Raw genomic sequence first — 12,078 nt, forward strand, 5'->3', positions numbered from 1 at the left:
ATAGTGTATGAGCCTTTCCTTAATGCCCGACGCGAGACGCGTCGCCCCCATTAGAGCTTGCGTTTGTTGGTAGTGTTTGGTGCTTGCGTTTAATGGTAGCGGGACCTTTACCATACTACAAAAGCTTTACTTACCGAGTATCTTGCATCTTACACTAATACGCTACAACTCATTGACTATCAACACTTTACTTAGTGTAAGATGCTGCCAATTTCACCTACACACCACCTACACACCCCTCATGCTGCCACACGGCACGAGTACGGGAGGAGAATATTACGGCATAGGGGTACAGAAAAGTCTGTTGCTCCGACAGATATCTCTACGTCCCAGTGGCGTAAAACCCACCGCATACGATAAAACCAACTGCGAGGCAGCGGGGTGGGGTGTGTAAGATGTATGCAGGGGAGTGTAAGATACTTTGAAATCATCTTACACTCTTGAAACGTTTGTATATCAACTTGTTACGCATAAAAAGTGTAAGATGGCAGTAAAAACACACACTCTCTTTTATAAGAGGGATGACGCGAAGGGAGCAAATATTTGTGTACAAATTGTACACTTTTTTTGATGGGTGCAATGCCTTAGTGTTACCTTTGCAGCGCTTATGTATCAAACCAAATTGGAAACTGTCGCCCTCCCCCCTTGCCCGTCAACTTTGGCAGCCAAGTGTTTTTTAACACGATGTATCATGCCAGGGCACAACTATTGCTTACCTTTGTAATAGTTAAACGTATAACCAATTAAACATTAAGTATTATGCTAAGCAATAAAATGGAAGAAGCGCTCAATGCGCAAATCAACGCAGAGTTTTGGTCGGCATACCTTTACCTGTCAATGTCAGCCTGGTGTGCACGCGAAGGGAAACCCGGCATGGCACATTGGTTTGAAGTACAATTTCAGGAGGAGCAGGACCACGCCCGCATCTTGTTCAACTACGTGCTGCAACGTGGCGGCAGGGTAGAGCTCCAACCCATTGCCGAGGTGCCAACCAAATGGCAGTCGGAACTCGACGTGTTCGAGGCCACACTCAAGCACGAGCAGCACGTGACAAGCCTTATCAACAACCTATACGCCCTCACTCACCAGGAGAATGACTATGCCACACAGAGCATGCTCAAGTGGTTTGTAGACGAACAAGTGGAAGAGGAGGAAAATGCCACCAACATCATCGACAACCTCAAGATGCTCAACGGCAATGGCTATGGCCTCTTTATGATGGACAAAGATTTGGCCGCCCGCGTCTATACACAGGCAGCCCCATTGGCCGGCAAGGCATAAATGTACGCGTTGTCGGAATTGGTAAACGGGTTGACAAGTTGACAGGAAAGTTGGTCAAGTTATTACGTATTCAATTTTCGGATTTGGCAAGTGCGGGCTGAAGGCCCAAGTATTTACTTAGCCCAGGGCAACACCCTGGGTGGAATTGAGCAAGGTCGTGACGCCCTGTAAGGGCAGAAGTAGAAACACTTCATTATACTTTTGCCCCTACAGGGCGTCGCTTTTCCTTTTGCTGATAACCCAAGGTGCTGCCTTGGGCTATGGAAGTCATTGGGCTTTCAGCCCGTTCAAGTTAAATCCGAAACTTCAGTTACGTATCTTGTCTTTCAGACCTTAATAGTGCAGAGCATACTTAATTGTCAACCCGTTACCGCGTTACCCAAGAATTTATATTGCCCATGTCCAACGGACTTAAAATAATCATAGGCTACATCATGCTCACCGCAGCGCTCTGTGCTACGGTGGGCTTTGTTGTAAAATCGGCACGCTCGGTGTATGATATTTCACACGCCGAGCAAACCGTCATGTTGCAGCGCCGGGCCACCGACCATCTGCTCACCAGTCTGCTCAACGCTGGCACGCAAGCCGAAACCGCCACCTTGCAGTATGCCGACAACCGTGAACTCAAACGCTACTTGCAAGCCAATGCCGAAACCGACTCGGCACTGCTGCGCGTAAAGCGGCTCTGCACCGACACCACCCAACGGCTGCGGCTTGACACACTGCAGGCGCTGATAAACTATCGCTGCAGCAGTACGCTCGACTTGATAGATGCCCTGCGTAAGGAAAATAAGCAAGGCTCCTCGCTGCAGCAGCAAATCAAGGCACTGAAACACAGCGACAAGCCCGTGCAGATGCAGGTGGAGGTGCCCGTGGTTGAACGGGGAGAGCAAATCGTGATAGAGCGTCGCAAAAAAGGCTTTTTCCGTCGTTTGGGCGATGCCTTCCGTCGTGCCAAGGACGACACGGTGCACACGTCCGTTACGCAGAACGAACACGTGCGCCACGACACCACACGCACCAACGTCAATCTGGGCGACACCCTGGCCGGCATACTCAGCACCCTGCACAACGACATGGCCAACAAGTCGGCCGCGCAGCAGCACCGCATCTACAAAAAGTCTGACAAACTGCGCAACGCATCGGCCCAACTGTCGGCACAGATATCGCGCACCATCGACAATTTTACCGCCAGCCAGCAGCAACAGCTCAAGCAGGCCACGCTGCACGAACAGGCACGCCGCACGGGGGCCGCGTGGCAGTTGGGCATGCTGGCCCTTGCCACCACCTTGCTGTCGGCCATACTCTTTGTGTGGCTGTGGCGCGACATGAAACGGGCCAACCGCTATCGCAAGGCCCTCGAGCTGGCCAAGACAAAGGCCGAAACGCTGATGCAGCGGCGCGAGCAGCTGCTGCTCACCATATCGCACGACATCAAGGCCCCCATCAACACCATATTGGGCTATCTGCACATGCTCACCCCGGCGGCAGCCAATGCGCGCTCCTACGAGGCCATCGGTGCATCGGCCACGCACCTGAAGCGTCTTGTGACCGACCTGCTCGACTATCACAAACTCGAGGCGGGGGGCATTGTGCTGACGTGCGACACCATCAATGTGGACACCTATATAGATAATATAGTGCGCGCTTTCACCCCGCTGGCACAAGCCAAGCAGCTCGCTTTCAATGCCAATGTGCAAGTGCCGTCCACACTCAGCATCAGTACCGATGCCTACCGTCTGCGGCAAATTGTCGAGAACTTGCTGAGCAATGCCATCAAATACACCCAACAGGGCAGTGTGAGTCTTGATGCACATTACGACGCTACCGCCCACCAGCTCACCCTCAGTGTGAGCGACACAGGCTGCGGTATGACACGGTACGACCTTGACCACATATTCGAACCCTTCACACGTGTAAAGGGGAGTGAGGGGCAAGAGGGCACAGGACTCGGACTCAGCATTACGCAGCGCCTTGTGGCCTTGCTCAATGCCCACCTTGGCGTAACCAGCCACGTGGGACAAGGGTCGCGCTTTACGCTCACCCTGCCTTGTAGCGAGGTGGCGCCAGCGGTTGCTGCTCCGCAGTCTGACGCCGCATCGGCCACGGTGCCTGCTGCCAGTGCCAAAGCCCTGGTGGCCATTATCGACGACGACACCCTGCAGTTGCAACTGGCCGAAGCCATGTTGCACAATGTGTTGCCCGACGGCAGTATCAATGCCTTTACCACCCCCGACGCACTCTTTGCCTGGCTCGACGAGGGCCACCAGCCGCAATGGCTGTTTACCGACATCGAAATGCCGGGCATGACGGGCTACGAACTGGCCGAGCACCTGCGCACCCAACTGCCACAATGGCACACGCCCATAGTGGCCATGACGTCGCACATCATGCTGCCAGTGAGCCATTTCAAGCAAAAGGGCTTTGCCGATGTGCTGTTCAAACCTTTCAACCAAAACGACCTGCAGCGCGTGTTCGGTGCGCAGCCAGCGGCCCAACCGTCAGCATTGTCACACCATCACGACAACGCGGACGGCAATGAAGGCACCGTGCCGGCTGATGCGCTGGCAGCCCCGGCTGCCCCGTCGTTGCAATGGCCGGCCTTTGTAGCCCCGCTCCTGGCCTTTGCCGAGGGCGATGCCGAGGCCGAAACAGCCATTGTCAAGCAATTCAGCACCGACTGCCACACACACCTTGAGCGCATTGCGGCAGCCAATGCACAGCACGACAAGGCTGCTTTGTGCCAGGTGGCGCACAAAATGCTGCCCACATTCACGCTCATTGGCTCGCCTGTTGTAACTTTGCTGCACAAACTTGACACGCAGCGCGCACAACCCGCATGGCAGCCCGACGACTCAGAGGCCGCCACACAGATGATGACGGAACTGCAGCGGCTGATTGACACCCTTGAGGGTTAACAGAAGAACGACGCTTTTTTTGAAATGAATAAATCTGATTTAGCTAACATATCGCTGCTGATGGTTGAGGACGACCTCACCTTCAGCACCATGCTGTCAACATGGCTGCGTAAAAAAGGTTTTGAGGTGTGCACCGCATCGAGTGTGGGGGCGGCCATCAAACTGTTGAGGCAGCCCGAGGGTAATGCACCGCAACTGGTGCTGTCGGACCTGCGCATGCCCGACCACGACGGACTTTATTTGTTGCGGTGGTTGCGCACGCAAGGCATGAACACGCCCTTTATCATCATGACAAGTTATGCCGATGTGCAAAATGCTGTTGAGGCCATGAAGTTGGGGGCAAACGACTACATTAGCAAACCGGTGCAGCCCGACTTGCTGTTGCAAAAGATAGGTGATGCGCTTTCGGCCCGTACGCAATGCCACACCGAGGGCGCAGCGCCACAGCCCCCGGTGGTGGGTCAGCCAAGTGCCCCTGCCGCTTCTTCACAGCCGGCTACCTACGCCACCGGCTACACCGCCACACCGCCAAGGCACCCGGGCATAGAGGGACATTCGTCGCCCGCCCGCGAGCTATACCGTTTGGCAGCACTCGTGGCGCCCACTCCCATGTCGGTGCTCATTATCGGCGCCAGCGGCACAGGCAAGGAGCATGTGGCACACCGCATTCATGAGTTGAGCAACCGTGCCAATGCCCCATTCGTGGCACTCGATTGCGGGTCGCTCACCAAGGAACTGGCAGCCTCCGAACTTTTTGGACATAAAAAAGGCGCCTTTACCGGTGCCACGGCCGACAAGGTGGGGGCGTTTGAGCAGGCTTCGGGCGGTACGCTCTTTCTCGACGAAATAGGTAATCTCAGCTACGACGTGCAGGTGCAGCTGTTGCGCGCCCTGCAAGAAAGGCGCATACGTGCTGTGGGCGGTAACGAAGAGCGCCCCATCGACATCAGACTGGTGTGCGCCACCAACGAAAATCTGCCAAAGGCCATTGCCGAAGGGCTGTTTCGTGAGGACCTCTACCACCGCATCAACGAGTTTACGCTGCACATTCCGCTATTGCGTGAGCGCGGCACCGACATCGTGGAGTTTGCCAACTACTTTTTGGCACAAGCCAACACGGAGCTGCACCGCCACATCACGGGGTTCACGCCCGAGGCTGAGGCTGCCCTGATGGCATACCCCTGGCCGGGCAATCTGCGCGAGATGCGCAATGTCATTGTGCGTGCCGCACTGTTGGCTGAGCAATCGTCGGTCATCACGCCCTTGCTGCTCAATCTGCCGGGGGCCGGTGCCCCTCAAGCGGCCACACCAGGCGCCTCGTTGGCCATCAAACCCTCGCCCGACGAGGAGTTAGCACGTATTAACCAGGCCTTGCAGCAAACGGGCGGCAACAAAAGCCGGGCTGCACAACTGTTGGGCATTGACCGCAAAACGCTTTACAACAAGCTGAAGGGGAATAGGTAAATACGTATTGGCGGATTTTAGGGTTAACGGGTTGACTGGTTAACAGGTTGACAAGTAAGTATGCTCTGCACTACTTGTTGTTAAGGATATAACCTCAAGTTTCGGATTTGGACGGGAACGGCCTGAAGGGCCAAAAGCACCAAGCCCAGGGCAAGCGAAGCGACACCCTGGGTATCGCGTGTTGGAGCAGTCGCGCCCTGAAAGGGCAAAAGCTTTAACCCTTTATGTTGTTATTCTTACTTGATAACTGATTTTGCGGTCTTAAAGTGGAACATCGTATGTATATTTTGTTCAATACTTGCGCCTTGTCTTAAAGCTTTTGCCCTTTCAGGGCGCGACTGCTCCAACACGCGATACCCAGGGTGTCGCTTCGCTTGCCCTGGGCTTGGTGCTTTTGGCCTTTCAGGCCGTTCCCATCCAAATCCGAAACTTGAGGTTATAGCTATTCGCTAACGCGAAAACATAAGGACAAAAGGACATAAGAACAAAAGAGCTTCAAGACATACGGGCATGGACTTGCGTCCATGTGCCCTCAAGAACATAAGGGCTACGCCGTAGCGTTTAATGCGATTTCGTTCTTGTTTATGACGATCAAAGTTTTAACGGCGTAGCCCTTATGTTCTTGAGGGCATATGGACGCAAGTCCATGCCCGTATGTCTTGAAGCTCTTATGTTCTTATGTCCTTTTGTCCTTTTGTTTCCGCGTTAGCGGCAAATCTCATAACTCGCAAACAATGCCCCCATGTGTGGCATGCCATTCTACACAATAAGTGTGGAAAGTTTCCACACATTCCACACACAATTCCCCACTTTCTACACTACCACTTATTTTGGCACGTGTGCAATAATATTTGATAATCAGCGATTTTGTGCTACCTGAGAGTTTTTGGCACACACCTTGCGCTTTATATGGGCAGAAACAACATTACTCACAACAACAAAAACGAACAAGTTATGAAAAAGTTCACAGTTTCTGCCATCGTGGCAATGGGAGCCGTAGTGCTCAGCAGCGCAGCATTCGCTGGTACAACAAGCTACAACAGCCGTGGCTTTGTGTCTAACTCATCATCGGCCGACACCGTGGTACCCACCGACACCGTAGTGCCCGAAAACCAAACTCCCGAACAGAAGGACACCACTGCCAAGCAGGAGGCTCCCGTCCTGTTCAGCCTGGTCGACACCGTAGTGCCTGCCGACACCCTCACTCCGGCAAAGAATGACGAACCTGCCAAGCAGGACACCCCCGTCAAGGAGGAGACTCCCGTCAAGCAGGAAACCGCCCCAGTTGAATAATCCTGTGCCCCATCAACCCAGGCTACAATAAAAAACAATTCAGACTTAGTATATATAATCGTGTAGTGCAACAGATAATAGTGCCTCGAGTTGGTGACACGCCTCGCGAATGTGCAAATGCTTTAGCAGCTTGCACATTCGCGAGGCTTTTTTGTTTGTTCAGGCAGGCACATGGGCCACACTTGCCTGTGCCCCTTGTCACCCCCGTCCTCCCGCCTCTCTGTTAACTTGTCTGTCTGTCCTCTTGTTCCCTCGTCTTACCTGTCCTCTCCGTTTATTTTGTTACCTAAATATCGTTTCAGTGTCATGAAAAGGCCCTTTCTGTCCCCCATTTTCCACGAATTATTAACACTAAAGTCACTTTTCTGAATATATTAACAAAGTTTTACCACCCCGTTTGGAATATTCACTTTACGGGCGTATATTTGCCACGTGAACGAGAGATGTATTTAAGTTTTGCTACCTAATATTTAACAACTTGACGTCTCTGCACGTTACACACAGTTCTGACTGGCTAAAAATTACTTTAACTTAATATTTATCTAACATGAAGAAAATTACTTTCATGCTGTCGTTGCTCATGTCTATGGGAGCAATGACAACTTCTGCCCAAGTACTTCCGCGTACGGGGTGGACAATTACTACGTCTGGCGAGTGTGATGACAGTGGTTCTGGTCATGCCGCAGCCATTATTGATGGTAATAACAACACTTTTTGGCACACTAACTGGGGCGGTTATAATGCTTCGGGTGATACGTCTAAAAGATTGCCTCAGTTCTTCCAAGTAGATTTGGGCTCAGAGCAGGAGTTCCAAACAATTGGTTATATGCCACGTACACAATTAGACGCAAATGGTGTGGTAAAGGGTTATAAACTATACGTGAGCAACAACCCATTTGAAACTGTAAGTGGCGGTAAAACAGCAGCACAAATTGTATCTGCATTAGGTGATCCTGCAATGGAGGGCACATTCAGCTACGATGGCGAAACATCTGCTTCGCTCAAGACGGCTACCGCAGCATCAGTATTAAAAGGCCGTTATGTGTTGTTTGTTGTGACTGATGCAGTTACAAAAGAAGCACCTAAATGTTTTGCTACCTGTGCCGAGTTCTATCTGGCCAAGGGTCCTACGATTGAGGCTAAGACCATGACCTATCATTACAAGGTCGATGATGTAGAATACGCCACACGTTCTGTTCAATATGTTGATGCTTCTACTGCTGCTGTGCCAACTATCGATTACCTAACCAATGGTACAATAACAGACAATGCCGACGGAAGTAAGGACGTAGCTTGTACCACAACTTATCCATTTGTAGCGCAAACTACATTCGATGCCAATACCGCTCATTGGTATTCAATGGCCGTGCGTGCTAATGATGGCAATCATCTGTTGGCTGCTAAGGACAACGGCAAGGTTGGTACCATTACCAAAGGAACACTTCCTGATGGCTGCCCAGAGGGTATAGCTGATGAAATGCAGTGGGCATTTGTTGGTAACCTTAAAGATGGCTTTAAGCTCTACAATAAGGCAAATAACAAGCAAATTGTGGTAAAGCAAGTAACTGAAACTAAAAATGGTAAAACGACTACTTACACCCAATTAGAACTTGCCGATAATGAAGGTGCTGCGCTCAAACTCAGAAAGGATAACAATGGTTTTGGCCTTTATGCAACCGAAGGTAATTGCTTTAATCGATACGACCAGGATCGTATTGCTCAATGGGAAGGTTTTGATGATGGTTCAACATTCCGCATTCAAGAGCCTAATGACTATGTGCTGCAGTATGCTGCCCGGTTCGCCCTTGTTGATGACAGCGATGCACCCGAGGGTGCTATCGGTGCAAACTCTTACTTGAGCGTTGCTGAGAACTCGAATGCTTTCAAGGCTGCCTATACTGCTGCAAGTGCAGAGGGTGCTACTGCTGAACAAATAAAAGCACTCGCGGCTGAAAATGGAAAGGTTGCGGCTGCCACTACCACAACTATGGAAATTGGTAAGTATTACCGTTTGTATAATAAGGCGCACAAAAAATACGCTTGCCTCAATGATAATCCTGCACAGGTAACAAGCAAACTTATCGGTACAGTTAACGGCAAGGGAGCATCATCTGTTTTCTATATTGAAAATGCAGGAACTGGTCGCTACCGCATCAAGGTGGGTGATCTAACCTTGGGTAAAGCGTCAAAGAGCACCGATATAGCACTTGGTGATAACAATTACGGAAATAAAGGTAGTTATGTCATCTCGCACGCAGGTAAAATATTCTGGTTCTTTGATAAAGCAACAAATTCTAATTACAGCTATATCCATGCTGCAAACAGTGGCGCAAATATGGTAGGTTGGGAAGCCCAATCTGATACTTATGCCAGCCAGTGGTACGTTGTCCCCGCTACCGATGTAGAAATTGACATGACTGCTCAGGGTGACAAGAAGTATGCTTCGGCTTACTTGCCCTTCGGTGTAAGCAATGTGGCTGGTGCTACTGCCTACACTGGTGCACTCAACGCAGAGAAGAATGCCATCGACATGACTGCTACTACTTCAGTTCCTGCCAACATTGGTTTCGTACTCGTTGGTACAGAAGACAAGGCTACTCTTACTATCGGTGAGGCAACTGCTATTGCAGGTGAGAATGTTTTGACTGGTACTAACACTGGTATTGCATTTGCTGAGGCTACACCCAAGGCTAACTACCTCGTATTTGGTGTGAACAATGGTACTGTAGGTTTCTACACTCCAGGCAATGTAACCGCTATTCCTGCCAACAAGGCTTACATCAACGCAAGCGAAATCTCTAACCAAGCTATTGCCCTCAACTTTGGCAATACTGTAACTGGCATCAACGCTGCTACTATCAACAATGGTGAGAACAATGCTCCCATCTACGATCTCAGCGGTCGCCGCGTATGGGCTCCTGTTAAGGGCGGTCTCTACATTCAGAATGGCAAGAAGCTCGTTAAGTAAGCATTACCCAATCATCAACATTTAACCAAACAAGTTACACAATTATGAAAATGACATATAGCAAGCCTCAAGCTCAGGTTATCAACCTCTATGCCGAGGACACTATGCTGGCTGGATCTGGAAACGTTTCATATGACGTTGACAAGACCAAGGAAACTAACGTGATAATGTCTGACCAAAAGGGTTGGAGCAGCGACAGCTGGTCTGCCGACGAGGACTAATCCACATGGCATAATACGCTTTAAGGCGGAGATATTTCCCGCTTTTAATCCACTTGCAAGGAAGTAGGTAGCCTTGCAGGTAAGAAATTATCAATCGTAATTTCTTTCATTTGGTGAGCCGCCCGGAATGCTTTTCCGGGCGGCTTTTTAGATATAGCGTTTGTTAGTAGCGTTTGTTGGTGGCGCTTTGTGCTTGAAGAAACGCAAGCTCTAATGGGGGCGACGCGTCTCGCGTCGGGGATAGTGCAGCTGATGTTTAGTGGGTTTTGTGTGTCTTTTCTTTTTATTTTTCCGACGCGAGACGCGTCGCCCCCCATTAGAGGTAGCGTTTTGCCCCCTTGCACTTTCGCTTACGCGCAAGTTAGGCTGCGGCTCGGAAATAAAAACGAAAGTTTTAGGACTTTCGTTTTGTATTTCGCTCGCCTTGCACTAACTTTGCTATCTCAAACAATAAAACACATAATAAAACAATAAAGATACTATGACACTGATTAAATCCATTTCAGGTTTCCGTGGTACTATTGGCGGTAAAACAGGCGATACGCTCAATCCTGTCGATATTGCCAAGTCTGTTTCTGCATTCGCTGCACTGCGCGAAAATGTGGTAAGCCGTGCCTTCCGCCGTAAGATTGTTGTCGGCCGCGATGCCCGTATCTCGGGCGAGATGGTAAGCCATGTGGTATGCGGTACACTCATGGGTATGGGCTTTGATGTAGTCAACATCGGCCTGGCCTCAACACCTACCACCGAATTGGCTGTGACCATGGAACACGCTTGTGGCGGTATCATCATCACTGCAAGTCACAACCCGCGCCAGTGGAACGCCTTGAAGTTCTTGAACGAAAAAGGCGAATTCCTGCCGCCCGCAGAGGCATCTGAAGTGGTACGTCTGGCCAACAACTGCAACTTCGAGTTTGCCGATGTCGACAGCCTCGGTTGCTACACCAAAAACTTCAGCTACGACCAGCGCCACATTGAGCTGGTTAAGGATCTCGAACTGGTTGACATCGAAGCTATCCGCCGTGCACACTTCAAGGTGGCCATCGATACAGTCAACTCGGTTGGTGGTATCATCATACCCAAATTGCTGGGCCAGCTTGGTGTGACAGAGGTTACTGGCTTGAACACTGAACCTACCGGCAACTTCTCCCACAACCCCGAGCCCTTGAAGCAGAATTTGAGCGAAATACGCAACCTGCTGCGTAAGGGACGTCACGACCTGGGTATTGTGGTTGACCCCGATGTTGACCGCTTGGCACTTGTATGCGAGGACGGCAGCATGTTTGGCGAGGAAAACACACTCGTGGCCTGCGCCGACTACGTATTGCGCCACACACCTGGCCCCACGGTGTCAAACCTCTCGTCAAGCCGTGGCTTGCGCGATGTAACCGAAAAGTACGGTTGCAACTACGCAGCAGCTGCTGTGGGCGAGGTAAACGTGGTAACCAAGATGAAGGAAACTGGTGCCGTAATTGGTGGTGAAGGCAATGGCGGTGTGATTTACCCCGCTGCCCACTCTGGCCGCGACGCATTGGTAGGTATCGCCCTTATCCTTACTTATCTGGCCAAGACTGGCATGCGCGCTACCGAACTCCGCAACTCTCTGCCGCAGTACTACATTGCCAAAAACCGCATCGACCTCGATCCGACTACCGACATCTTTGGTATTCTGCAGAAGGTTAAGGACCTCTACAAGAACGAGCAAGTTACCGACATCGATGGTGTGAAGATTGACTTTGCCGACAAGTGGGTACACCTGCGCAAGAGCAACACCGAGCCTATCATTCGTGTATACTCTGAGGCACACACTATGGAGGAAGCCGATGCCCTTGGCAAGCAAATCATGGACATCGTTTACAACATGACACAGAAGAAGTAATGGCATAGTTGCTCTTCAATAAATAACGCAAGTTGACGAGCTGTCGCTATAATA

The 12,078-nt window shown here is 50.9% G+C and carries 8 protein-coding genes; all 8 read left to right on the top strand.

The genetic code is table 11. From position 1 onward, the window contains the following. The first annotated feature begins 172 nt into the window (after positions 1 to 172). The 8 genes from BQ5453_RS14065 (at position 173) to glmM (ending at position 12,024) form a co-directional block, all read left to right on the top strand. Positions 173 to 394 (top strand): hypothetical protein, encoded by a 222-nt coding sequence (locus BQ5453_RS14065; protein WP_143033314.1) that lies wholly within the window; start codon positions 173 to 175, stop codon positions 392 to 394. 365 nt (positions 395 to 759) lie between these two features. After that, positions 760 to 1,281, top strand: coding sequence for a ferritin (locus BQ5453_RS06095; RefSeq protein ID WP_071122525.1), 522 nt, complete (start codon positions 760 to 762; stop codon positions 1,279 to 1,281). 398 nt (positions 1,282 to 1,679) lie between these two features. Next, entirely contained in the window at positions 1,680 to 4,199 is a 2,520-nt protein-coding gene (locus BQ5453_RS06100) for a hybrid sensor histidine kinase/response regulator (protein ID WP_071122526.1), read from the top strand. A 24-nt stretch (positions 4,200 to 4,223) separates the two neighbouring features. Beyond that, positions 4,224 to 5,663, top strand: a complete 1,440-nt coding sequence (locus BQ5453_RS06105) for a sigma-54-dependent transcriptional regulator (protein WP_071122527.1) — start codon at positions 4,224 to 4,226, stop codon at positions 5,661 to 5,663. 954 nt (positions 5,664 to 6,617) lie between these two features. Next, positions 6,618 to 6,956, top strand: coding sequence for a hypothetical protein (locus BQ5453_RS06110; protein ID WP_143033315.1), 339 nt, complete (start codon positions 6,618 to 6,620; stop codon positions 6,954 to 6,956). Positions 6,957 to 7,503: 547 nt separating this feature from the next. Next, entirely contained in the window at positions 7,504 to 9,924 is a 2,421-nt protein-coding gene (locus BQ5453_RS06115) for a discoidin domain-containing protein (RefSeq protein ID WP_071122529.1), read from the top strand. Between the two features lie 44 nt (positions 9,925 to 9,968). Further along, positions 9,969 to 10,145 carry a hypothetical protein gene (locus BQ5453_RS14335; RefSeq protein ID WP_154668739.1) on the top strand — a complete coding sequence of 59 codons (177 nt, stop codon included), beginning with the start codon at positions 9,969 to 9,971 and terminating at the stop codon, positions 10,143 to 10,145. A 481-nt stretch (positions 10,146 to 10,626) separates the two neighbouring features. Further along, positions 10,627 to 12,024 carry a phosphoglucosamine mutase gene (glmM, locus tag BQ5453_RS06120; RefSeq protein ID WP_071122530.1) on the top strand — a complete coding sequence of 466 codons (1,398 nt, stop codon included), beginning with the start codon at positions 10,627 to 10,629 and terminating at the stop codon, positions 12,022 to 12,024. The last annotated feature ends 54 nt before the right edge of the window (positions 12,025 to 12,078 follow it).

The organism is Prevotellamassilia timonensis (genome assembly GCF_900106785.1).
GTDB lineage: Bacteria > Bacteroidota > Bacteroidia > Bacteroidales > Bacteroidaceae > Alloprevotella > Alloprevotella timonensis.